Below are 25,711 nucleotides of genomic sequence, written 5' to 3'. Positions count from 1 at the left end.
TCAATTTATCTTTTTTTCTTTTGTTTTTCTTGGGCATCAATAACAGCAATAGTTGCCATATTAACCATTTCTTCCACACTTGCACCTAACTGGAATATATGGACAGGTTTCCCCATTCCCAACATAATTGGTCCAATTGAGTCTACCTTATTTAATTCCTTCAATAGTTTATAAGTGATATTAGCCGAATCCAGATTAGGAAAAATCAAAGTATTTACCTTTTTACCTGCTAATTTAGAAAACGGAAATTTTTCCTTTAACATCTCTTGGTTCAAAGCAAAATCAGCCTGAACTTCCCCGTCGATAATCATATCTGGATGATGTTCATGCAAATAAGCAACAGCCTCTCGTACTTTAGTGGCATTTTCATCTGTTGAAGATCCGAAATTAGAAAAAGACACCATGGCTATTACAGGCTCCACTCCAAACATCCTAGCCGTTTTAGCAGTCATAATGGCAATCTTAGCTAATTCAATAGCAGTTGGATTTATATTTATGGCCGTATCAGACAAAAACATTGGTCCTCTAGCAGTCATCATCATATTTGTAGTAGCTACGATAGATGCACCTGGTGCTTTATCAATAAGCTGCAACATAGGTTTCACGACAGACGAATAACTTCTAGTGTATCCAGTAACTAATCCATCTGCTTCTCCTTCATTTACCATCATTGCTGCGAAATAATTTCTTTCTCGCATTAATTTTTGAGCATCTAATAAAGATATTCCACGTCTCTTTCTAGACTCCCAGTAAGTATTTGCAAATCTATTTCTTCTTGCGTTCTCCTCATCAATTTTAGTATCAATTATGGGAACCTCCGTTTCAAAACCCAACTCTTTTTTCAGTTCCAAAATAATTTCCATGTTCCCCAGTAAAATAGGCAAACAAGTTCCTTCTTCAAGAACAATTTGGGCTGCCTTAAGAACATCTAAATGATCCGCTTCTGCAAAAATGATTCTTTTTGGATCCATCTTAGCTCTATTGGTAATCAAACGAACCATTTTATTGTCGTTCCCTAATCGGTCCAGAAGTTCTTCTTCGTATTTATTCCAATCCGTAATGGGATTTAATGCCACTCCAGAATCCATTGCTGCCTTTGCCACTGCAGGCGCAACAACAGTGATCAACCTAGGGTCAAATGGAGAAGGAATAATGTAGTCGCGACCAAAGATAAGTTTGGTAGCACCATAAGCTATATTTACTTGTTCAGGCACGTATTCTTTAGCTAAAGCTGCAAGAGCCCTAACAGCAGCCATTTTCATAGCCTCGTTAATTTTAGTTGCACGAACATCTAATGCACCACGAAATATATACGGAAATCCAAGAACATTGTTAACTTGATTAGGATAATCAGACCTTCCAGTAGCCATAATAATATCACTTCTAGTCGCTATTGCTAAATGATAATCAATTTCTGGAACTGGATTGGCCATTGCAAAAACAATAGGATTATCAGCCATTGAAAGTAGCATTTCAGCAGAAAGAACATTTCCGGCAGAAAGTCCTAAAAAAACATCAGCGTCTTTTATAGCTTCAGCTAATGTGGTCTTCTTTTTTCCAATCGAGTATTTTTGTTGCAATACAGATAAATCTGTTCTGTCTTCTGAAAGCACACCGTCCTTATCAAACATTGTTATGTTCGTAGGGTTAACACCTAACAAAACATACAAATTAGCACAAGCCAAAGCTGCAGAACCGGCACCAGAAACAATTACTTTAGCATTTTTGACTTCTTTATCAGCTAACTCAAGTGCGTTTAACAAAGCTGCAGATGAAATAATCGCGGTTCCATGTTGATCATCATGCATAACAGGTATGTCTAATTCCTCAACCAACCTTCTCTCGATCTCAAATGATTCCGGAGCTTTGATATCCTCTAAATTTATCCCTCCAAATGTCGGGGCAATTGCTTTCACCGTATCAATAAATTTGTCAATATCCTTAAGATCTATTTCGATATCAAAAACATCTATGTCTGCGAATATTTTAAACAATAGTGCTTTCCCTTCCATAACAGGTTTTGATGCTTCAGGACCTATATCCCCTAACCCTAACACAGCTGTTCCGTTGGTAATCACAGCTACTAAATTTCCTTTAGCAGTATATTTATAAACATTATTAACATCCTTTGCGATTTCCAAACAAGGCTCGGCTACACCCGGGGTGTATGCCAAGGACAAGTCTCTTTGTGTTGCATATTTCTTAGTAGGAACAACTTGTATCTTTCCTGGAGTTGGTTTTGCATGATATAATAACGCTTCTCTTCTCTTGCTATTCTTGTTCATTTATTTGGATTTTGTCTAGCTTACAAAGATATAAGACTTGGTTTAAAAAGTAGGCTTTTATACTATTCTTTTATAAAAAACCTCTTGTATAGAAAAAAAACAGCTGCACTAATTGGCAGCTATTTATACAAATGTCTCTATTTTTAATTAGGCTTTGGTTCCACTAATGTAAGAATCCAAATGTTTTATAGTGTCTTTTTGCACCTCAATGATTGAAATAACGACATCCCCTATGGAGATAATCCCGACAACAGTATTGTTTTCGATCACCGGCAAATGCCTAACTCTCTTGGTAGTCATTAACTCCATGCAGTACTCTAGGTTATCAGTTGGCTTCACGGTTATGACACTCCCCTCCATAATTTCACTTACTAAAGTTTCCTTTGACGATTTATCCTTTAAAACAATTTTTCGGGCATAATCTCGTTCAGACAAAACTCCTTTCAATAATGAATCCTCAATTACCAAGACTGCTCCAATATTTTTTTCACCCATCACTTTTATGGCGTCATATACTGTGATCGTTGAAACTATTGAATACACTTCGTTTCCTTTTGTGCTTAATATTTGATTAACAGTCATCTTAAATAAATTAGGTTGAGTATAAAGTTAAAAAAAATATCATAGAAACAGCCAATTTCACAAAAAAATAACGGCTAAAAAAGATCTTCCGGCAAAGTCAACTTATTGAGCTCCTGCTTTAAACAAGCATTCAAAATCTGCAAACCATATTGATAGGAAGCATTTACCCACCCAAACCCTTCTTTAGAAATATAATCAAACTCAGTACCTACATTCCCGTACTCAGCAAAAACTTTGTGGGAGCTAGTTTCCAAATCAAATTTTTCCGGGATAGTTCCATTGTAATCCACAGCATTCTTAGTTATCAACCACAACCATCTATAAACCATTTCTTGTGCTTTTTCGGTAAAGCCATATTTTATCAATCCTTCCCAAAGCAGTATTTGATGCGGAGCCCAACCAAAGGGATAATCCCATTGTCTTTGTGGTGCGTCTTCAGAAAAATTAGCGTTGCTCGCTTTTGTACTTCCTGTAATCCCACCTGTTTTAATGAATTTAGGAAGTGCAATATCCACTAATTTCTTCGCCTGATGTTCACTGCACATACCGGCCCATAAAGGGAAAAATGTGGTTGCAGCTTCAAATGGAAATTGCTTCTCGTTTACATAGTCATAGTCAAAATACATACTTGACTCCTCGTTCCAACACAATTCATTCATCTTCTCTTTTCTGAAACTTGCTTTTTTATTCCAATCTTCAGAAGTATAAAGCGAGTCAGCAGTTTGAAAAGTATCTTTAAAATACTCTTTGATAAGATAAGCGATATCTTTTTCATATTTATAAAGGAAACTATTTACATCAACAGAATTGAGATTTGCGCAAGTATTTATCAATCTGTTTGTAGTGTCATGGCCACTTTCGCGTAAGCTTCTGTCATGAACAAAATACTCATCTAGTTCTGCATCAACTAAAGTCCTATTCAAATATTGCTTTTCAAATTCCCTAATAGCTAAATTGTGTTTTTCTGCATATGATGCTAAAACATCATCAAAATGCCCTGGCTCTACCTCAAAAGGCATCCCGACTCCATCTGATTTATAACGATTTAAACCTGTAGATGTCAGTCGTTTTCCTTGGACCATCCAAACGGTATTATACTCCAATATTACTGTTTCCAAGTGGCTTTTCAACCATTCCAAATCTGGAACCTCTTGCTTTACAATTTCAATTAACAAGGACGAATACAACGGAGGCTGTGTTCTGGTCAAATAATAACTTCGATTTGCATTTAATATTTTTCCGTAATGTATAATTTGATATTTAAAGTTTTCGGCTATGGCCTTCGCTTTATCCACCTGTTTATCGATGATCAATCCAACACCTATAAAATAACTGTCCCAACCGTACATTTCATTAAATCTTCCACCAGGAACTACAAAAGGAACACCTTGTAAACTGTATGTTTTTTGTTCGAGTGCCAAGGCTAAAATCCCCGGTTTGGTATTCAAAGTTTCTATATATTCATCCGAATAATCTTCTGGCAAAACTCCAACCGTAAAATTTTGCAGTTCTTTTTCTAAATCCTGAAAATACTTAACCCCCTGTATATCTTTTGCAGAAACATAAAGCGTAGGAATCTCGTTTGAAGTCTTTTCATCTTCGAGAATTTGCGTCAAGCCTTTTTTGTCAATAGTTCTGGTAAGCTCATTCCAATAATCTTCTCTAATTTTTCTTGATATACGTTCAACCGGCTCCTCATTAATACGAGCCAGATCAACCTCGCCCAACTCCTTTTTATTCTCTTTTAGCAAGGCCAACTCCTGAAGTAAATTGGCCAAATGATAGGTGCCTTCGATTACAATTTCGACTTTTGTTTTTTCATCAACCAAAACAAACCTCTTAGGTCCATGATCATCCTTTGTAATTTTTTTATCTTGATCCGTATCTTCTTGAAGTAATAGTTCGCGAAATACTTTGTCTATGTTTATTTGAATTTTCATGATTTTGAAGTTAGTTTTTTTAATATGAAGAAAGAAACAAGCAATAACGACATGGGTATAAGAGTATAATAAAACGCGTTTTCAGGACCTTCATTTTTAAATAAGTATCCTATAACTCTAGAACCTATTGTACCCCCAAGCGCAGAAAAAACGACAATTAAACCCGTCATAGAGCTATGTAGCTTTTTTGGCAAAGCACTTAGCACCACTGAATTTAAAAGAGGATAAATAGGTGCTATAAACAACCCAACTAAAGGAAACGCAAATCCAACTAAAGGAATATCACCAAGTGTATTAATTTCCTTTACCTCTAAGCCAACCGTTTTAGGCAGCACAAAAATTACAAGTAACATTGCCATAACGATACAAAAACTCAGCACCCATATCCAATTTATTTTTTTTGTAATCACACCAGCAAGAAGTCTTCCAACCGCTAAAGAAATCGCCAAAATACTTGCCATCATGATACTGATGTTCTCCGGCAAATGCAATACCTTATCATTAAAAGTAGGCAACCAAGACATGATTCCTTGTTCTATCATAACAAATAAGAAAGCACTTATTACAAATACAACAGTCAACAGTTTAGCAAAGAGCTTGAACATTTGCTTAAAATCATCGGCTAAATCTACACCCGGAATTTCTGTTTGATTTTCAAATTTGGCAAAAAATAAAAATCCAAATGACAATAATGAAATTCCAGCCAATAACCAATATACGTTTAACCAGGCATCAGGATCTGTGTCTGAATTAAAGGCTGGGAATAAAAAGTAGGCCAAAGCGATACCAATCATGAACACCCCTTCAATACTACTCATTAAACTGTTGTGCTCTTTTTGGTTTTCTGTTACGGTTCCAATAAGAGAATAAACTGACACCTTTATCAATGCAAAAGATACTCCAACAGTGGCAAAAAGTAATTTTGCCGTATCAAATGAATTTCCAAAATACATGGTAATACAGGCAACTGTCACTAAACCTAGTCCAATTAGCATGGCTCGTTTATAGCCTATTCTTGGCAAAAAAGACGCTATCAAAAAAGAAACAATTGCAATTGGTAAGTCCTTGAAAGCTTCCAAAATGCTGGCTTGTAATTCATCTACCCCGTAATTTTTTTGTGCTTTTAGTATTACAATTCCAACGCTATTGAGCAGAATTGCAAAGACAAAATAATTCAAATACATTGCTAATTTGACAGTGTTTTTCTTCATTTCTTATTGGTATTTCTTTTTAATGCTTTTTTAATCAATATTTAAATATTCCTGAAAATTAATATCTTCTGGTAATCTGCCAACATTACGAAGTTTTAATACCGCTAATTTTTGGGCAATTGTAATTGTTTCCTCTAAATTTTTATTTAGCAATTGGGCATATAAAAAACCCGTCCAAAATGCATCTCCAGCACCAGTTGTGTCTTTTATATCATCAATAAGCATTGCCTTTTGATGAAACATTCCATGCTCTAAACTTGACAAAACCACACCGTCCTTCCCTTTGGTCAAGCATATTGTTGATGCTCCCAAGCCATGAAAATATTCGAAAATAAAATCTTCCGTTTTAGCTTCCGCAAAAAGTCTATAACAATCATCTTCACTAAGTTTAACAAATGGATCTGTCGATAAATATTCTTTTAACACCCTTTTTGCCTCTTCTCGATCTGGCCAAATTCTTTCTGAAAAATTGATATCAATACTAGTTTGTAATCCTAATGCTTTCGCTTTTTTTGCACTCTCCAAGATCGTCGTTCTCGCAGGGTTTTTGCTCAAGGCAAAACAAGTGGTGTGAAAGATTTTAGATTTTTCCAACAACTCCACTGAAATTTGACTTTGGTCAATTTGACAATCTGCTTCTCTATAGGCTATAAAATCAGGTGTACTTGTTGATTTTGATACTAATATTATAGAAGTGGGTTCAATGTCTGATTTACGTACATACGAAGTTATCACATCGTTCGCATTCAATTTTCGGACAATGTAGTCGCCCAAACCATCCTGACCACAAGTAGCCACCAATACCGATTTTAATCCTAATCTTGCTGCATTTACGGCTACATTTGTAGGCGAGCCACCCAGGAAACGATGGTAATCTTTAGTTCTGGTTATCGAAGTGTTAACTTCGTGCCCTATAAAATCAATTAGCACTTCTCCTGCACAAATAATATCTATTGTTTTTTCCACTTTATACTAAAAATTTAAAGTTGTTATTTATACTTTGATGTAACATTACCGACGCAGCAGCACTCCATGCACAAAAAGGAACTCCATTTGGCATCTTCGTTTGACTATTGAAGTTTTCATAAAAACTGTAATCATCAACTGCGTTTACCCCATTTATTGCTACTAAAACTTCTGACGCTTCTTTTTTTCTTTCTTTGGCCAATAAGCCTAAGCCATAAAAACCATTAACCATAGACCAACTACCACCGTTATGAAATTCATTTGGATAGTTCCTGAATTCATATTTGCAATTGTTTTTAAGTAAGTTCCAATCGATGTCAGTTTCTTCAATTGGCGGCCAAAATGCGGGTAATAGACCTAATGGCATTTCTTTTTTAAGTCCAATTGAATATTCCAGAATGTCATTTTGAAATTCTTCAGAACCAATATTCAGATACAAAGCCAATGAATTAGCAAAAGCATCAAACTGGGCTTTGTAACCTGCTGGAGAAAAAGTACATGGCATAAAATGTTCTATGCTTCTTTTATTATACGCTCTTTCGTGGAATTTTTCTCCCACGGAATTAGGAGTAAAATTAACTTCAATTTGCTCAGTAATTTTCTCGATTTTGTTTAAAATTGATTTATCATCTACAAAATGATTGTAACTTTTCAAAGCCCAAACTCGTAGTAATTGATCATACAAAACATAGCCTTCAGTAATGTATTCGTCAGCCCAGTTTCCAGACAAAGGCACATACAAAAGCCCTTTATTATTATATTCCCAAGCTTCCATCAGCTGTAGGCATTTTTTAATATTAACCTGATGTTTCTGTACGAAAGAGGCATCGTTTTTATAAAAAGCATACTGACAAATCCCAATAATAAACCAAGTAACAGCATCAACTCTACCAGCTAATCCTCCATAACTAACCTCAACATCTTCCCCATTTGTCATAACATTTGATGGAATCGTTCCATTTTCATGCTGATTAATGACTAATGTCTCTAATGTAAGTCTAAAAGCAGTAATCAATTCCTCATCCCCCGATGCTAAAGCGGCTAATCCGCAGATTACGCCATCACGAGCCCAAACTCTTTTATAATTTGAAATATCATGAGCACTTGCTAAAAAACCCTTAGAAGAAGATACTTTTTTCAGTAATTCAATCGCTTTCAAATAACTTAAATCACTCACTTAACTCCTCTTTTTTGGTTTTAATAAATAAGGTACACACTGCACTAATAATCAATAAAACACCGGCAAAACTAATTGCTAATCTCGCATCGTTATTTAAAAAATTCTTGAGTATATAGCCAAATGTTATGGTTTGAATAAACATAGGGATTACAATCATCATATTGATAATTCCCATGTACACACCATAACGTTCTTTCGGAATGTTGTTGATAACCATTAAATAGGGAATCCCCATCATACTTGCCCATCCTATCCCGAAACCAGTGATTGCGGGAAACAGCAGGTATTTATTTTCAATATGTGGAAATATTAAAAACCCAATTGCCGCCAACAACAAACAAGTGAAATGAACCATCTTTGGCGAATATTTTCTTGCAAAATAAACCAATCCAAAGGCGCATAAAAAAGTTACAATATTATACCATCCGTTGACTAAACCTGTCCAACTTACAGCTTCTCCATATAATTTCATATCTTTCTGAGGAGTTGTGTTCCAAACAGACAGCGCAATACTTTTTGAGGAGTTTTGCCAGTAACAAAATAACGCATACCATTGGAACAAATAAACCAACGCTAACTGCCACATCACTTTTGGCATCTCTTTTATTGCCGAAAATATATCAGTAAATGGTGTTAAAATGCCTAATGGTTCCTCTTTTATCTTTCTTAATTCTTCTTGGGTAGGTGGGATTTCCTTGGTAGTATGTGAACTCCACCAAACAGATCCGATGGAACAAACGGCGCCAAGAAAAAACGAGGCGAAAACCCAAGTTGGTAATTTTCCAGTTGTGCCAACAAAAACTAAGGGAAAAATAAATAGCGAAATATTGGCCAAAGTTTGGCCAAATCCCGTAAAGAAACTTTGAGCCTGAAACCCTGTCGCTTGTTGAGCCGGTTCTAGTGTATCTGCAATGAACGCTCTATAAGGCTCCATCGCAGTGTTATTTCCTGCATCTAACACCCAAAGCAGGCCTGCTGCCATCCATAACGAACTACTGAAAGGAAAAAGAAATAAAGCGATGCTACATAGAATTGCGCCAATAAAAAAATAAGGTTTTCGTCGGCCACCAAATTTTGGCAACCAAGTTTTGTCACTGATTGCACCAATAATAGGTTGAATCAATAAACCAGTCAATGGACCTGCAAGATTTAATATAGGTAACTGGTCTGGACTAGCGCCAAGAAAATCATAAATCGGGTTAACAGCACTTTGTTGTAATCCAAAACTATATTGAATTCCAAAAAAACCAACATTCATATTAATTATCTGCCAAAAACTAAGCTTTAACTTCATTGGATCTCTTTATAAATTAGTTATTTCGTAATATTTATGGTTATTTAAAATAAAATTAATTTTAAAATTGATAATTAATTACATTATAAAAACAAAAACGTTTTCGGAAGTACCGAAAACGTTTTCGAATTCTTAAAATAATCTTAATTTATCACTTAGGTAATCATTCAAAAGGAATTATTATTTTAGTTTCCCAGCTAAGTTCATCACCTCCATTAAAAGGGTTTGCAAGAAAATGTTCAAGTGGTTTATTGGTTAATTGAAGGTTATGACTTTTGGCATAATCCAACAAGGCAAACCAAGCTCTGTCAGATGTCCTGAAATTTCCAAAATAGGTTGCCTGTAATCCCTTAACAGCGGGTATTGTTTTGAATTTTACCATGTCATTTTCTATCAACCTAGTGTTTTTATCAATAGGAAAACAATAATTAAATTCAAGTGTTTCTTTATCTTGATTCCAGCTTTGAATTTCTAAATAAGGTTTCCCCTCGATTTTAATGTTATTTTGATGCAGGAATCCCGTAATAATGTCATCGTTCCTAATCATGGTTTGCGCTTTTTCTTGTAATACACTTTTTAAACTGAGATAGGCAACAAAGACTTCCTCTGAAGTTCGCTCACCATCGATCTTTATTTTAAAGCTTTCATTATGTTTATTTAAGCCATTCCTAAAGTCAGTAATCTTTTTTAGCTGTGTTTCTTTAAAATTAGTACTAAAAAAAGGAGCGGTAAGCCTATTATAAATACTGTTATTCAATTCTTTTATACCAACACTCACGTTAGTAATAGAATCATTTATAGAATTAATATCCCAAGTATATTCCATTGTCACTTTACCTTTCTTCATTTCCTGCTTAATAAAGCTGAAGTTCTTCTTTTCTAGGATGACATAACTTTCCTTATTACTGCTTAATCGGGATATAGACCATTCATTAATTCCCTGAAAAACAGTCCCGGTAGCTGTTTTAACTTTAAATGAAATACAGTAATCATTCACTTTTACGAAAAGGTACCAGACCAAGAGCACCGAAAAAATAAAAACAAGACTACTAGTTATAATTTTCTTAGTTTTCATTTATTTAGTCATTTTCAGTTTATTCACTACAAAATCTCCAATTTCTTTCCCTTGCACAATTCCATTTTCGATTGATGCCCTATAATGAATTCCGCCATAAAATCGACTCATTGCAGCCTCTTTTGAAGCCTCATTAAAGGATTTAAAAGATCTATTTGGCAAGCCAAACTGTAATTCTGAGTCATCAACAAAAGAGAAGTTATCTCCAAAAATTGATGTAAGGATATTAGCTGAGACAGTAGAAACTACAGAATGTCCACTTGTATATTCAGGAAATGGCGGGGTTTGTAATGCTGGTTTCCAGTTTTCATCAATATGCTGATTTATTACCGTTTCAGGACGGATTACGTTGCTTCTATACTTTTCATCCCAACAACTTATAAAAGCTTCAAACATACCTATTGATGTTTCCGTGTAGGCATAAACCGTTTTTTCAAAATTTGCATTCGATTTTTTACATGCAATTTTCACTATTCCCATCCAATGCGCCCCGGGAGAAATTTTCTTTTTAGCAAACATCATATGACCTTGAGTAACCGAAACAAAAGGATTGCAATCCCAAAATTGTGCCATTTTTACCTCATCACATTCGTCTCCCTTTTTTTTCATTTTCAAACTGATATCGTATACCTCTTGAACTTCTTTAAAAAACGGCGATTTTTTATCTAGAGAAAAAGCCAAAGCAGGTATTGGTTTAAATTGTGAAGCAGAGTCCAATACTAATGTTCTGATTTCACTCCAATGAGGCTCTATTCCATCCATGTAAGCTGGTGGTGTTGGCTGCCATCTTCCTGGTTGATCTGCATAAACAGAAAATTTTGACATCGTACGCGTTTCCTTGTAGTTGTCTTTATCCATCCATTTTTTTATATGTGCAGCTACTTTAAGCCCATACTCTTTAGAAACTTCAAACTCTTTTTCGTTTTCTTGTCCCCATTTTTGGTAAAGACTGTCTCTAAAGTGTTCCACCAATTCTTCTGAAAAAACAAGCTGCTTACTGACATCCATATGCGCAATCAAAGCGGCAACTTCAATATTAACACCTGTCTTTGGATCTAACTTAGGAATTGGATCAAGACCTTTCAATTGATTATTAAAACTCTTGTACGTTTTACTATTTTGCACAATTATTTCATAAGCCGCAATATTTGGATAAACAAAAATTCTACTTGCAACTGGAGGCGAAAATATATCGTGAATCATAATTTGTGTCACATTCTCAATCGCTGCATGGTACTCATCTGGGCTTACTACAATCGATTTATCTTTTTTGCATGACATGAAAAAAAGGCAAATTGAAGTAATAATAAAAAAATTGTTTTTCATTTTATTCTGTATTTAATTTGAGGGCAAAATCTATTCTGATTATATTATTTAACCATTGGCATTTGATATACCTCAGCTTTTCCATTGTTGATGCTAACCAATAGGTATTTTTTTTCGTTGAAATTAATTATATCTAGCTGTCTTACTGCTTTCCCAGATAAATCAATTCCTATTTTACTACCTAATACTATCTCCTTTTGACTTTTTATTAAAGCTCCAGAAAATCCGTCAAACCTACTGTGATATGGCGATACGCCAAAATAATTTCCTGCAGCAAAAACAGACTCCTTTTTGTCAGAATCAAAATTAGACTTTACAAAACAATTGATTGGAGCAACCTGTAAGTCATTAGAAAAGGCAACAAAAGTGAATTTTCCGTTCTGGTTTTTCAAATATCCTGATTTTAGATTGTGAACTTCAAAAGCTTTTGCTTTGGAGAGCATTTGCGGACTGAAGACTTCTTCCACGGTTTTTCCAGCGAATGCTTTATAGGATTGAAATTTCTTTTTGATCATACCACTGAACTGTTCTGCAAGATCATCCATTCCTAAAATTGGATAATAATTACCTGCTTTTTCTGTAGCAACTATGGTTTCAAAAGAGCCATTGGCATCAAAATCATCATAATACATTTTCATAGGAAACTCTTGAGAAGCTTTAAATTTAGAATTCAAACCCCAGTTCCCAACCAAGTAATCTAAATCCCCATCATTGTCAATGTCAAAAGGAATAATTGCCTGCCATAATCCGTTGCTTTTTTCCGAAAAAATAGTTTTAGTTACATCTACAAATTTACCACTGGTATTTGCAAAAAAAGTAGGTTTCATCCACTCTCCTATAACAATCAAATCTACTCTCCCGTCTTTATTAAAGTCAGTAAAAACGGCATCAGTAACCATACCTATCTTAGAAAAAGTTTTGTTTTGAACCTTTGTAAATACCCCTTTATTATTATTCAACAAATAACAATCAGGCATACTTCCAAATCTATTGTTTATAGAATTATTCCCTATAAAAACATCTAAATCCCCATCATTGTCGTAATCAAATGCTTTTACAAATGAAGCGTTCTGGGACAACTCCATCAAAGTTGATTTAGACAGTTGATTGTTCAAAGAAACATACAAACGATCCTGTAAATTAGATGCGTTTTCACCACCTCCAGAAGCTACAAATAAATCGTTTACTTGATCATTATTAAAATCCCCAATTACGGCAGAAGCATCTTCATAAATAGAGTCTCCTTCGACTTCACTATATGACTTTTTTGAAAAACCCTTCGGACTTTGAATGTAAATTGCTGCCTTCTTATTTTTAGATCCACCAAAGAAAACATCCTCTTTCCCATCTCCATTTAGATCACCTATAGTGGTTGCAGGTCCACGATCAGAACGCTGGTATGGAATTAATTTTTGAAAAATAAAATCGATATAATCATTTTCTTCATGTGTAAAATCGATTCCTAGATTACCCTCAACTTTTTTAAATACGACCGGGACTGCTGGATGTAATTTTCGATAATCAAAAACTCTTCTGTTCTTAGACGCCTTAACAATCAGAGTCTGGTTTGTTTTTATGTTTCTAATTGTTTGATAGGTCTTGTCTGGCCAGATCACCACTAAAGAATCAATTGCCTTTGCTTTCCCATAACCGAAATGAATGATCGGTTCAGATGAAGATTGAAATCCTCTTGTTGTTTGCAGTTCTTTAAATTGCTTTTTGCCTTTAGAATAGGAGATTACCTTAGCCCCTATTCCAAAAGTATTTTTTCCTAGAAATTGCAGCTTTATTTTTAAATAATTAGAGACAGTATCTGTCCTATTAATATATAGTGATGCAATACTGTTTAAATTATTTGTAATAACATCCAAATCTCCATCGTTATCAATATCTGCATAACCACTCCCATTTGAAATTATGGAATCATTCTCAATCCAATCCTTAGTCCTGTTTTTGAACTGCAAATTAGGCGAACCTTGAAAAAAATAATTCGTCACATTCCCTTTTGGCATTTTCATTAAAGCCTCTTTATCCAATAACTTTGTAGAGGTTATTTTACTTTTTACCTGATCATTAGAATAATATTTCACATAGTCTAAATCATTCGGACGCTTTGGAATTCCATTGCCCACAAAAATATCCTGCTCTCCATCTTGGTCATAATCTGCAAATAATGCACTCCAGCTCCAATCCGTAGCAGCAACACCATTAAGAAGTGCTGTTTCAGTAAAATTATTTCCCGCATTATTTAATTGCAACATGTTTCTAGTATACTGAAAATGGTACCCTAATTTTTCGGTTCTCATTTTAAGCATCTGAACATTATCATCGCCTAATGATGTTTTCAGCACCTTTTCATTTTCAGGAAGCATATCAAGAGTCAGAATATCTGGGAATCCATCATGATTAATATCAGCTACGTCAACTCCCATTGAAAATCTACTAGTATGCCCAAAATGCTTTTTTAAACTTTCAGTAAAAGTACCATCTCCATTATTTAGGTAATAATAATCGTCTTCATGAAAATCATTACCCACATAAATATCTGGATATCCATCTAAATTAAAATCGGAAACAGCTAGTCCTAGTCCGTATCCATTGGCTCCGCCAAAAATACCTGCTTGTTCACTTACGTCAACAAATTTGCCATTATCATTTCGAAACAATTTATCTCCACATTCGTAGCTTCTTTTATTTCTGACATCTACATTACCAAAAGATTGTTCAGAATGCACTGCATGATTTAACAAATACATATCTAAATCACCATCTAAATCAAAGTCAAAAAAAGCAGCCGAAGAACTGTAATTATCCAGGTCTAATCCACATTGGGCAGCACTTTCTGTAAAAGTATTGTCCTTATTATTGATAAACAATTCATTATGACCTTCAAAGCCATTGATTCCTACCACCGCACAAACATAAATATCTAAATACCCATCTCCATTAACATCTGCCATTACTGTTCCTGCAGTCCAATCACTTTGGCCTTCGACTCCTGCTTTACTCGATATATCTTCAAATTTATTACCACCCTTATTCAGGTATAATTTATTCTTCCCCTGATTTGATGTAAAATAAATATCAACCAAACCATCATTATTGATATCTCCTAATGCTACTCCTCCACCATTGTAATAATAGAGGTAGTCGAGAATCGAGATGTTTTTATCCTCAATTAATTGATTATTGAACGTGATGTTGCTTTTATTTGATGCTAATTTTTCAAATAAATGATCTTGCTTTTTAGAGCAACTTGCAATCAGCAGTGAAACGAGTATAATTCGAAAAAATCTATTCATTGCTTTTAAATATTTTAGGAGTGTTATCATTAATCACTGCAATTATTGATACTGAATTGTTCTTGCCTTTTATTGATTGTAGATGCTTGACTTCCCCTTTCATGAAGAAACCTGATTTATTGTATGGAGTCCATGAGTAAGTCCCCTTTTTATTTCCTAGCAGCACGCTTCCGTAGTTAGTATCCAACCTCGAAAACTGAGGTTTAAATTCATATTGGTTTCCACCCAAAATAATATCCAGAATTCCGTCTTTGTTAACATCTACTATACAGATTGCATTTACCGAAGAGAATTGGACTTCCTTGGGTAACACTTTAATTTCAAATTGCCCATTGCCTTTATTAATTGCGATTACGCTTTCCTGAATCGTAGCTATTCTTTGTATTGTATTATCAACAACTTCCTTAGCAAATAATTCCTGAAATGACTTTTTAGCATAGTCAGCATAACTTAAGTTCCTTTTTTTAATCAACGGAATTTGTTTGGCCACGTCTTGCTTTAAATTTAAGGGCATATCTCTACCGTTTATGGAACGAGTAGCAATTTGCTCAATGGTACCATTTCGATCAAAATCATTTACAAATAACCTCAATGGATTAGCGGTTGAAGCCTTGTAGGTTGTATTTGTTCCTTTATTACCCAAGATCAAATCCTTTTTCCCGTCATTGTTCAAATCCACACAACTAACTGCATTCCAAAAACCAGGATAATCCGTAATGTTAGATTTAAATTCGGCTAATCTTCGACCAGTATTTTTAAATATTTGTGGTGCCATCCAGTCACCAACTACTATTAAATCTTTTTTGGAATCATTATCAATATCTTCCCATACCGCATCAGTGACCATTCCTACCTCGTTTAATTTGAAAGCTACTTTTTCAATGCTGTTTGTAAAGTTTCCTTTTCCATCATTTTCCAGCAGCAACTGTTTTGGATCTATACCATAAACACCAGGGACGCTTCTGCTACCAATAAAAACATCTACATCACCATCATTATCAAAATCATATGGCGCTATTACAGAAACATTATTATTAGTCGTTGGAATATTGCTTTTGCTTTTTGTGAAAATTCCTTTTCCATTATTCAAATACAAGCGGTTTTTATAATTAGCCTGATCTGTTTTTTCATTTCCGCCAGAGCCAACTAATAAATCGATATCTCCATCAGCATCAGCATCAAAAAAACTAGCTGCAGTATCTTCAAAATCTGAATCTAAATTTAAATCCGCTTGGTTTGTAATTGCAAAATTATCATCTCCTTTATTTAAATAAATTTTTCCCGAAGTGCCTTTGGTTCCACCTATAAAAACATCATCCTTTCCATCCCCATTAATATCCGCCACTGCTAATGCTGGTCCTTCTTGTGATAACTCTTTTGAAATTAATCCTTCATGGTCAAAATCGATATAATCATTCTCTTTACTTGCTAAAAAGACATGTTGTTTTTCTGTAAATAATGGTTTTGGCTTATCAATTTTTGGCACATAGATTAATTTAGCATCCGCAATATTTAAATTAAGTGTTGAGTTGTTAGTGATTTTTTTTATAGTTTGAAATTTACTATTGGGCCAGATCACTTGTATAGAGTCAATTTTCTTAGTTCCAATTCCAAATGTCATCACATAATCAATAGAAGACTGAAAACCTCTGGAAGGAATTAATTCCTGTCTGATAATTTCATCACCAGAAAAGAGCTCCACAACACTTCCTACACCAAATTTGTTTTGATTTTCTCCTTTCAATTTTACCTTTATAAAATGATTCTTTTTGTTTTTATCAGAATTATTTTGAAACACAAAAGCTTCCATATTGACATTGTTGACAATCAAATCTAAATCACCATCATTATCCAAATCACCGTATGCGGCACCATTTGAAAAACTGGGTGTACCTAATCCCCAATTATCGGCTTCATTCGTGAAGGTTAAATTTTTATTATTTTTAAAGGCATAGTTTGGAATTGCCGTACTTGGCATTTTGTTTATGATCGTTTTTATTTGCTCTTTCTTTCCTGTCACCACCATTTTTTGCATGAACTCATTTGCAAAAAAATCAACAAAATCTTGATTGGTCAAATCATGGTAAATGCCGTTGCATACGTAAATATCCTTGTATCCGTCATTATCCATATCAAACAGCAAAGCGCCCCAACTCCAATCCGTTTTGGCCACACCCGCATAATTAGCAATTTCCATAAATTGGTTATTGCCATTATTAACCTGTAAGGTATTTTGCATGTATTGATTGAAGAAATCCAAGTTTATTTTTCGAAGAAACAAATCATAATTCTCAAAATTGGTTGTGTTTTTTAAACGCTCGTCTGACTCAGGTAGCATATCCGTTACAAATATATCAGCCTTCCCATCGTTATTAACATCTGCCATATCTGCACCCATCGAAGATTGACTTATGTGAGATGCCCATCCTTGTATTTGTTCGGTAAAGGTTCCGTTTTTATTATTTATGTATAAATAATCCTTTTCGTAAAAATCATTAGAGATGTAAATATCTGGATATAAATCTCCGTTTATATCACCTACAGTAACTCCTAGACCAAAACCTATAAGACTTCCGTATATACCCGATTCCTTACTCACATCAACAAACTTTCCGTTATCATTGCGAAGTAATCTATCTCCTCCTCCTTTTAGAATATCAGCCACATCCCAATCTTTATCTCTCAACTCTCTTTTATTAGAATAATTTAGACTACTTACTGGTATGAAACTATTATTTAAAATATAAACATCTAAATCTCCATCTTTATCAAAGTCAAAAAATGCAGCATGCGTTGTTATTCCAGTATCGGCAAGATTGTAATCATCTGCCTTTTCAGTAAAAGTCGCATTACCATTATTGATGAAAAGTTCATTTTTTTGATTGTCCCCTTTTATGTTTCCTGCGTTACAAACATAAATATCCAATAAGCCATCTCCGTTAAGATCGACCATTACGACACCCGTTGACCAGGATTTAGAACCCTCAACTCCTGCTTTTTTTGAAATATCTTCAAATTTAAAATTCCCCTTATTTAAATATAATTTATTTGTACCAAGATTAGAAGTGAAATAAATATCGGAGAGCCCGTCATTATTGATATCTCCTATTGCAACCCCACCTCCGTTATAAAAATTTCTATATTTGAATACATTCATATCTTCTCCATTCTTCACTTCATTAACAAAGTTAATTCCTGTTTGTGAAGCGTCTAGTTTGGAAAACAATAAATTTTTATTTTCAGTATTTTCTTTGGAACAATTGACAAAAAGAAGAATAAAAACAGAAAAGAATACGTAACGATTGAACATATAATATGTAGTATTTAATTAAGACATTTCAAAAAAAAGAATGGTCTAATTTATATAATATTCAGTAAATAAAACAAAGAATCGAGTTAAAATTAAAAAAATAAAGAGGGCAATACAATTGCCCTCTCTATAACTAACTCAAAAATATAATAATTATTTCAAAAATCTAGTAACCAGGGTTCTGAGCAAGATTTGCATTAAATAAAGCATCTGCTGGTATAGGAAACAAAACATATTTCTTATCAGAAACATAAGGCTTTAATTCTCTTTGCTCTAAGAAGTGTCCAAAACGAACCATATCATTTCTTCTCCATCCTTCTAACCACAATTCTTTACCTCTTTCTTTATAAATTCCTTCTAGGGTAGTTGGAAAAACACCAACTTGTCCAGATCTTGATACAATTGTAGCCAATTTAGCAACATCATTAGTTCCAGATCCACCTCTAGCAATTGCTTCTGCTTTCATCATTAAAGCATCAGAATATCTCATGAATACAAAATCATTATCTGGTGTTCCAACGTTAGCAGCATCTGGAATGTATTTTTGCATTCTAATACCTGCTGTTTCAAGAGTAGCACCACTGGTAATTAAAGTGATCGCAGAAGTATAAAATAAAGGATTCCCATTTCTGTCTTTCAACGCAACTGTCCCACCTGGCTTATACATTTGACCTATTTGCATTCCTACGTTATTACCAAATGTTGTAATAATAGCTGGATCAGAATTTTTGATACGTCTGTCATTCGGGTTAAAATTGTTGTAGTATTCTGCCACAATTGCAAAACCGTTCCATCCATCAGGAGTTTGATTGTAATGCATTCCCATTCTCCAATGAAATTGAATTCCTCCACCTGCTCCACCTTGAACATTTTTCGAAGAGAACAAAATTTCTGGTGCGGTATTGTTAGTCGGTTTAAAATTATCCCAATAATCGACAGATAACGCACTGTTTATTGCATCAACATGAGATACCACTTTAGTCATATCGGCAGCAGCAAAAGTATAAGGTCCAGCAGCATCAGCTGCTTCAAATACCGCTTTATTCAAATATAATTTAGCTAACAAAAAGTGAGCCGCATCTGTATTTGCAAAACTTGCATCTCCTGCTGATCTAGCTGGTAAAGAACCAATAATTGCTTCTAACTCACTAATTACAAACTCCGTTGCTTCAGTTCTATTCCATACTTTAGGATCAAGCGTTAATGCAGAACCTGCTTCTCTATAAGGAACTTGTCCAAATAAATCAATTACATTATAGTAATAAAATGCTCTTAAAAAACGAGCTTGAGCTACTTCAGAACCAGACCCATTTTCTATAACAATGTTACAATTGTATACTTGAGACAATAAAGCATTCCAAGCATTTCTAACTTCGTTATGATCTGGTGCCCAAGTATGAACGTGGATTTGTCTCCATGTCGCATTATCATCCCAGTCACCTCCACGTGTTGGCCCAACTAGTGCATCTCCAGACATTTCGTCTAAGGCAAACATTTGTCCTTGCGTTTCAAAGCCTCTCAAACCTTCATAAGCACTTGTCAATAATGATCCAGTATTGATAGAACCTCCAGCTTCATTAGAGACAACAACGCCATCTAATACTTCTTCATCTAGATTAGTACAACTTACTCCAAGTACAATTGTACTAGTCAATAAGATGCTTTTTATAATATTTATTCTTTTCATCGTTTTTTTAATTAAAATGTTACGTTAAGACCTACAGATACACTTTTATCTCTTGGATATGATAAATACTCCATACCAGCAGAAGGAACACCATTCAATGTTTTATCAGTATCTACTTCAGGATCAGAACCTGAATAACTTGTAATTACGAATAAATTAGAAGCGTTTACATACAATCTCGCTGTAGACATTTTAAATCTATCTAAAATAGCTCCTTTAACCGTGTATCCAAAAGTCAAGTTACCCAGTCTTAAGAAATCTCCTTTTTCTAAGTATTTAGTCGAAGGTGAATTTGGATCTCCTTGCGCTTGTTCAGATGTAGCCGCTTCTTGAGTTACGTTTCTACCCCCTAAAAAAGCTCCTTTGAAGAAATAAGCATTGGTGGTGTTATTATAGATATAATGTCCGTAAGCACCATAGAAAGAAGCACCTAAGTCAAAATTCTTGTAAGAAAAGTTAGTATTGAAACCAACGTTAATTTTTGGTAATGGTTGTTTATCTAACAATTTTTTAGCTGCTGTACCTAAACCTGTATCATTCCCTGCTGCATCAGCATATACAGAATTTCCAGTTGAATCATACCCTCTCCACTCATACATATAGTAAGAATAAATTGGTTTATCATTAGTAATTACCTGTGCATATGCACCTGACAAACCTTGACCATTTAAACCTCCAGTTGAAATAAATCCAGCAAAATTAGTCATCTCATTTTTCAAGAATGAAGCATTCCCTGAAACATCCCAACTAAAATCTTCTTTTTCAATCACTTTATAACTTAAAGCAACTTCAACTCCTTTATTAATTAAGTTTCCAGGCAAGTTTTTGAAACGTGGTGATGCTGGTCCTGGCTGTGTTGCAGCAGCGGGAACTGGGAAAATTAAATCCTTAGTATCTCTTTGAAAATAATCAACAGAACCTGTTAATCTATTATTAAAAAATTCAAAATCTGCTCCTACACCATACGATTTAGTAGTTTCCCATTTCAAATCAGCATTTGCATTGCTATCTAAATTTAACGAACCGTTTAGTCCATAAGCACCTCTAGAAATAGCAGAATTAGGTGCAAATTCTTGGTTCCCTGTTTTACCAAGGTTTCCTCTAATTTTAAAATCATTCACAATCCCGTCTTTATTTTCAACTATTTTATAAGCGACACCTGCAGATGGGAAATAATCATATTTATTATTTACACCTAATTTTGTAGAACCATCCGAACGTAATGTTGCAGTAATAATCAACTTGTCATACAAAGTAGCATTAATTCTTGCAAAATAAGATTGAAGTTCAGTTCTATTTCTAAAAGATGAAACTCTGTATTCATTTTGTAAACCACCTTCAATATTATCAATTAGGTTAGATTGATTCTTATCGAATCCTATTGCAGAAGATTGGAATCCGTCAGCAGTATAATCATAATAAGAATAACCTACTAAAGCATCTAAATTGAAATTATCACTAAAGTCATTATTATAATTCAATGTGTGCTCAAAAGTTTTATTAAATTTATTTTGAGAATTAATTACCGCTTGTCCAAATTTAGTAATCGCTGGATTTGTGTTAGGGTCTGTTCCTGTACCAGGTACAACTGCTTGTGCAGTATTCAAAATTTCAATAGTTGGAAGTAATTCTACTTTTCTAGCTGAAGTAGAGCTCTCTACACCAAATAAGAAAGTGTATTTTAATTTACTGTTAATTTTCCAAGTAGTATTGATACTTCCCAAAAATTTATTTGTGTTCGTATAATCATTATAGCTATTCAATAACTGTACTGGATTCAAATATGTATTACTTACTACATTATACGTACCATCTGCTTTATAGATTGGTAAAGTTGGATTCCAATATAAAGCTGTCCCAATTGCACTACCAATAAAACCTGCGGAATTAGACAATAATGTAGTCTGATCTTTTAAAGAAGCATACATCACTCTTTCTTCTACTTTCAAAGCTCCTCCAAAAAAGTCATTTGAATTGTAAATAGTAGCTGAATATTTATCTAATCCTGTGTTCTTAACGATACCATCTGTATTTGATGCACCCAAAGAGACTCTTGTATTTGAATTTTCAGTCGATTTAGAAAAAGATAAATCATGATTCATAGAAAAACCGTTTCTTAAAATTGCATCTTTCCAGTCGTAACTTCTTGATCCTTTATCGTCACCACCTGCAGCAACGAATTGCTCTGGACTCATAACTCCAAAATTTCCTGACATTTTACTAAAAGTAACTGAAGAACTATAACTTAATTGTGGTTCTTTTGACTTTCCTTTTTTAGTTGTAATAACAATTACCCCATTTGCACCACGAGATCCATAGATAGCTGTAGAAGAAGCATCTTTTAAGACACTGATACTTTCGATATCATTTTGATTGATAAAGTTTAATGGGTTTCTAGCAGAAGATGTTCCTAAATCTTGCGCACCTGTATTTGAAGTAAGACCACCTCCAGCAGAAACGTTTCCACCATCCATTGGTACACCATCAATTACATATAAAGGTCCATTACCTGAACGAATAGATGAATTTCCACGAACTCTTACCGAAACACCACCTCCTGGCTCCCCACTTGACTGTGTTACTTGTACACCCGCTACTTTTCCTCTCAATAATTGTGCTGGAGAAGGAGACGATACATTATCAAAATCTTTTGCTCCAATCTGATCAACTGCACCAGTAGCATCTTTCTTTTTTACTGTACCATAACCCACAACGATCACTTCTTGTAATTCAGCTGAGTCTTCTTTTAAAATAACTTTAACTGAAGTTTTTCCTGCTACACTTACTTCTTGAGCTTTAAGACCAATGTAACTAAAAACTAAAACTGCATTTGCTCCAACATTTCTGATAGTAAACTTTCCATCAAGATCTGTTTGTGCTCCAATTGTTGTTCCTTTAACTAATATTGAAGCCCCTGGAAGTGGACCGCTAGCGTCAGATACTGTACCAGACACATCTTGCGAATATGTCAAACTTGTACATAGTATCGTTAGAAACACCATCAAGCCTTTGATTAGACTATTTTTCATACGTAATAAATAAGTTGGTTAATAATTTGTTTAAATGGTTTTGTTTAATTGAAATCAAACTTAGTTAAAATTTTATGAAAACTTTATGAAACACAGTAACTATAACGTTTTCGAAACGCCGAAAACGTTTTCGTTTTTAAAATTAATATGCCAAAAAATTAATACTATTATTATATAAAGTATAAAAAAAATATAAAAATTTACTTATATCACTATTTTATGCCGTTTTAGAGCAAAAACCGACTGCGTTTTTGCTAAAAAAAGACTGTCAGAGTAAAAATCGTTGCTAATTACTTAACGTTTCTTTCCTTTTCTTGATTATTCATCAATAGCCTCCAGAGTCATCACCTCCTATTTTAAAAAATTTTCTAAAGAAACCTTGTTTTTGACTCAATCTGAAAAATAGAAAATAAAAAAGCCACAAGTACCCGTATTATTACTTTTCATAATACAGGTACTTATGGCTGTCAATACTGCAATAATGCAAACAGTATACTACTCTACGGTAATTGTTTTATTGTCAACTCCCAGTCCAATGATTTTTAAGGATTTCCACTGCTTAGGTAAAAGTCCTTTATTGTATTTCAATCCCATGTCCGTTTGTTCCACTCCACCAAAACCATATATAACGGCTTGCAGCATGGCTCCAGCACCTGTTGCGAAATAAGGGTTATTACTATTAGCTGACTCAGAAAAAACACCAAAAGGAGGTCGGCTGTTTGGCAAATACGATTTTACAAAATAACTATAAGCTTTCTCTCTATTACCTAAGCGCGCATATAAAACAGATAGTACACCAGATGCCATTGCCGGTCCATCTTTAGGATCAATCTTTGCAGCATAATATTCTAAATCCTTTTCGATTTGTTTTTTATCGGTTATTACGTTTAAAGGATAAGCTAGCAAATTCACATCCGCTTGCTTGATTATTTGCCCCTCGTATCCTTTATAATTTTGAGTAATTCCATTTTTGACATGGATAACTAAATTATCTGATACATCTGCCCATCGAGGATCAATTGGTTCTCCAAGAATTGTAGCCGCTTTAATTGTATTCTTTAAAGCTTCAATAGCTGATGCATTTGTAAACGCATTGTCATCGACATGCTGTGCATATTCATCCGCTCCTACTACATTTAATATAGAGTAACTACCGTCATTATTTTTAACCACTCTACTCACCCAAAAATCAGCAGTCTCTTTCAAAACATTCCATTCTTTCTTTAGCCACGCCTTATCTTGTGTATATGCATAGTAGTTCCAGAAAGCAATCGAAACGTCTGCCGTAATGTGTTGCTCAAAAATTCCTGTCAAAGCCCAGGTAGGTGTAGCTTCTTCCCCTGTATCATCCGACTCCCAGGGAAACATAGCTCCCTTATAACCATAAATAGTAGCTTTTTGCTTGGCTTTCTGCAAACGATCAGATCGATAATCCAGTGTGGACTTCGCCATATCAGGCTGCAATGCTAAAAGTGTTGGATACATCCAAAGTTCCGAATCCCAAAAAATATGTCCATTGTATCCTTGAGAGGATAAACCCATCGGAGCGATACTTTGTCTGGTCTCTGGGCGGATATAAGAATACAAATTATATAGAGCAAATCGTACGCGTTGCTGCGCATCTAGATCCCCTTCGATTTGAATATCACCAGTTTTCCAAAGCTCAGCCCAAGCTTGCTTGTGACGGTTAAGCAAGTTGTCAATTCCTTCTTGCAACGCATAGATAGGTTGTCTTTCGGATTCGTTTAAAGGATCGGTAAAGTCTTTCGATGTACATATACCGCCTGCGATAGCAAATCTATATTTCTTTCCCTTTAGTAGTTTTTTAGCGAAACCAACTTCATTTCCAGTTTGCTTCAAAGTTTCACTCTGCCCATCAAAAAGAAAGGTTGTCGATGCTGAAACAAGATGTTTCCCAAATAATGTTTTTGCAGTTGTCCCAAAAACCGGCATCATATATTGATTGTCTTTCAACACTCTGAATTGACTTTTCGCTTCTTTCAATTCGTCTGGTACAACCATATAATTATTCGCGATTATTTCGATATCTTTTTTAGGAGTGATTTCAACAATTGCCATAGCAGAATAAGGAATTGCTCTATTTGCCAAAATGGTATAATCTACAGAAACTAAATCTTTAAAAGTAAATGATGTGGTACTAGTTCCCTCCTTCATCGAAACCATTTGGTGCCAATTATCAATATTATCCGACTTTATCTCTTGATTGTTTATTGATAGATGAAGATTCAAAAATTCAATACCTCTAACGATTCTGCTGATTCCATTTTCAGGACTAGCTTCGTATACACCGTTTAGAATAATCTCCTTGGTTTTTAACGGCGTGTCATCTGTAACAATTCCTATTTGACCGTTTGCCATAGCCACTCCATAATAATTATCTCTCGAGTTAGCCGATAAATGCCATTCGTCTGCTTTTGCTTGTCCAAAAACAACCGGACTGACAATTAGTAATAGTAAGTACTTAATGTTTACATTCATAATATTTCAATTTAAAAATATTTCA

At 34.4% G+C, this 25,711-nt stretch carries 14 protein-coding genes; all 14 read right to left on the bottom strand.

The genetic code is table 11. The features are described from left to right. Nucleotides 1-5: 5 nt before the first annotated feature. Entirely contained in the window at nucleotides 6-2,285 is a 2,280-nt protein-coding gene (locus tag HJ01_RS06300; RefSeq protein ID WP_007137494.1) for an NADP-dependent malic enzyme, read from the bottom strand. A 147-nt stretch (nucleotides 2,286-2,432) separates the two neighbouring features. Next, complete coding sequence (locus tag HJ01_RS06295; RefSeq protein WP_040473737.1) at nucleotides 2,433-2,867, bottom strand: CBS domain-containing protein; 435 nt, start codon at nucleotides 2,865-2,867, stop codon at nucleotides 2,433-2,435. Nucleotides 2,868-2,941: 74 nt separating this feature from the next. After that, nucleotides 2,942-4,807, bottom strand: a complete 1,866-nt coding sequence (locus tag HJ01_RS06290; protein ID WP_007137492.1) for a trehalase family glycosidase — start codon at nucleotides 4,805-4,807, stop codon at nucleotides 2,942-2,944. After that, a complete protein-coding gene (locus HJ01_RS06285) occupies nucleotides 4,804-6,018 on the bottom strand; it encodes an MFS transporter (RefSeq protein WP_040473736.1) in 1,215 nt (404 codons plus the stop codon). Before HJ01_RS06285 ends, HJ01_RS06290 begins: the two co-directional genes overlap by 4 nt. 30 nt (nucleotides 6,019-6,048) lie before the next feature. Continuing rightward, the gene (locus HJ01_RS06280; protein WP_007137490.1) at nucleotides 6,049-6,984 is read right to left on the bottom strand and encodes a carbohydrate kinase family protein; all 936 of its coding nucleotides are present in this window, start codon (nucleotides 6,982-6,984) and stop codon (nucleotides 6,049-6,051) included. A 1-nt stretch (nucleotide 6,985) separates the two neighbouring features. Beyond that, on the bottom strand, nucleotides 6,986-8,161 hold the full coding sequence (locus tag HJ01_RS06275; RefSeq protein ID WP_007137489.1) for a glycoside hydrolase 100 family protein: 1,176 nt from the start codon (nucleotides 8,159-8,161) through the stop codon (nucleotides 6,986-6,988). Next, nucleotides 8,154-9,458: an MFS transporter gene (locus tag HJ01_RS06270; protein ID WP_007137488.1), complete on the bottom strand. Its 1,305-nt coding sequence runs from the start codon at nucleotides 9,456-9,458 to the stop codon at nucleotides 8,154-8,156. Before HJ01_RS06270 ends, HJ01_RS06275 begins: the two co-directional genes overlap by 8 nt. A 163-nt stretch (nucleotides 9,459-9,621) precedes the next feature. Beyond that, nucleotides 9,622-10,533: a hypothetical protein gene (locus HJ01_RS06265; protein WP_007137487.1), complete on the bottom strand. Its 912-nt coding sequence runs from the start codon at nucleotides 10,531-10,533 to the stop codon at nucleotides 9,622-9,624. Next, nucleotides 10,534-11,859 (bottom strand): vanadium-dependent haloperoxidase, encoded by a 1,326-nt coding sequence (locus HJ01_RS06260; RefSeq protein ID WP_007137486.1) that lies wholly within the window; start codon nucleotides 11,857-11,859, stop codon nucleotides 10,534-10,536. It lies immediately after the preceding gene. 44 nt (nucleotides 11,860-11,903) lie between these two features. Then, on the bottom strand, nucleotides 11,904-15,161 hold the full coding sequence (locus tag HJ01_RS06255; protein ID WP_007137485.1) for a VCBS repeat-containing protein: 3,258 nt from the start codon (nucleotides 15,159-15,161) through the stop codon (nucleotides 11,904-11,906). Continuing rightward, entirely contained in the window at nucleotides 15,154-18,471 is a 3,318-nt protein-coding gene (locus HJ01_RS06250; RefSeq protein ID WP_007137484.1) for a VCBS repeat-containing protein, read from the bottom strand. The genes HJ01_RS06255 and HJ01_RS06250 overlap by 8 nt, the downstream gene beginning before the upstream one ends. A gap of 166 nt (nucleotides 18,472-18,637) precedes the next feature. Beyond that, complete coding sequence (locus HJ01_RS06245; protein ID WP_007137483.1) at nucleotides 18,638-20,158, bottom strand: RagB/SusD family nutrient uptake outer membrane protein; 1,521 nt, start codon at nucleotides 20,156-20,158, stop codon at nucleotides 18,638-18,640. An 11-nt stretch (nucleotides 20,159-20,169) separates the two neighbouring features. Beyond that, on the bottom strand, nucleotides 20,170-23,187 hold the full coding sequence (locus HJ01_RS06240) for a SusC/RagA family TonB-linked outer membrane protein (RefSeq protein WP_100208535.1): 3,018 nt from the start codon (nucleotides 23,185-23,187) through the stop codon (nucleotides 20,170-20,172). Nucleotides 23,188-23,682: 495 nt separating this feature from the next. Beyond that, nucleotides 23,683-25,686 (bottom strand): glycosyl hydrolase family 95 catalytic domain-containing protein, encoded by a 2,004-nt coding sequence (locus HJ01_RS06235; protein WP_007137481.1) that lies wholly within the window; start codon nucleotides 25,684-25,686, stop codon nucleotides 23,683-23,685. Nucleotides 25,687-25,711: the final 25 nt, after the last annotated feature.

This window comes from Flavobacterium frigoris PS1 (genome assembly GCF_000252125.1).
Lineage (GTDB): Bacteria > Bacteroidota > Bacteroidia > Flavobacteriales > Flavobacteriaceae > Flavobacterium > Flavobacterium frigoris_A.
This window is presented reverse-complemented; position numbering and strand designations above follow the sequence as displayed.